General features: G+C 66.0%; 2 protein-coding genes. One reads left to right on the top strand and one right to left on the bottom strand.

Annotated features, from left to right (window positions below; all coding sequences use genetic code 11):
• Nucleotides 1-213, top strand: a 213-nt coding sequence (locus tag SLNSH_RS24310; RefSeq protein WP_146140386.1) for a response regulator transcription factor, incomplete at its 5' end; no start/stop codon positions are given.
• Between the two features lie 13 nt (nucleotides 214-226).
• Here SLNSH_RS24310 and SLNSH_RS24305 read toward each other — a convergent pair.
• On the bottom strand, nucleotides 227-739 hold the full coding sequence (locus SLNSH_RS24305) for an invasion associated locus B family protein (RefSeq protein WP_106340865.1): 513 nt from the start codon (nucleotides 737-739) through the stop codon (nucleotides 227-229).
• Between the last annotated feature and the right edge of the window lie 100 nt (nucleotides 740-839).

Below are 839 nucleotides of genomic sequence, written 5' to 3'. Positions count from 1 at the left end.
ACTGGGGAGCCACTGAGCCAGAGAGAGACCGAGGTCCTGCGCATGACCGCGCAGGGCCTGACCAACAAGGAAACGGCCCACCTCCTGAACATCAGCATGAAGACGGTCGAGACCTACAAGGCGCGGGCCGCCGAGAAACTCGGGCTTCGCTCGCGCGCGGAGATCGTGCGATTCGGCGTTTCGCAGGGCTGGCTGGACGACCTGTCCGAATAGGGCAGGCGCGCAGTCAAGCGTTGTCCTCGCCCGCCCCGCATGCCTCGTCGATGGCCTCGAGCGCTTTCGAGAAGCCCCTGAGCGAGTAGGTGTCTGTTGTCTCGTTGCCACGGAGCGACTTCGCCGCGATCGTGGCCGTGTATTCCTTCTTGAAGAGGCGCACGGTGGCCGCGTCCGCATCGGCGTTCTGAAGCCAGGCCAGGGATCCGGAGTCCAGCATGGTGGTCTCATCGCCGCCGCCCACCGCGAGCGAGGCTGACGACAGGGGAAAGCCGAAGGACACGCTCACCTCTGCATGCACGGATTCGGCGGGGCGGTGCGTCACGAACAGATAGGCCTCGCCGCGCCGGAGCCCTTCCGGATCGCGGCGAGTGGGCTGCGTGACGGCATAGCATAGGGGCCGCCCCGACACGGTCGTCTTCATCGCCCTCCAGTCCTCGAATTGTCCGAGCTGAACGGAGCCGGCGCACGCCGGGCGGGCGCCGCAGAGGACCAGCAAGGCGAGGCTCAGGCGTCGAATAATCATCCGGTTTCCTTTCAGAGATCGGGAAAGAACTGAACCGCGAAGGAGGCGCGGGCTTCCGGGCTCCGGTCGGACCGCAGGTAGGCGCTAACCTGCAGGTTCA

The organism is Alsobacter soli (genome assembly GCF_003004785.1).
Taxonomy (GTDB): Bacteria; Pseudomonadota; Alphaproteobacteria; order Rhizobiales; family Beijerinckiaceae; genus Alsobacter; species Alsobacter soli.
This window is presented reverse-complemented; position numbering and strand designations above follow the sequence as displayed.

Coding starts and splice junctions, on each gene's coding strand:
- SLNSH_RS24305 (WP_106340865.1), bottom strand. CDS start 739: ATGATTATTCGACGCCTGAGCCTCGCCTTGCTGGTCCTCTGCGGCGCC.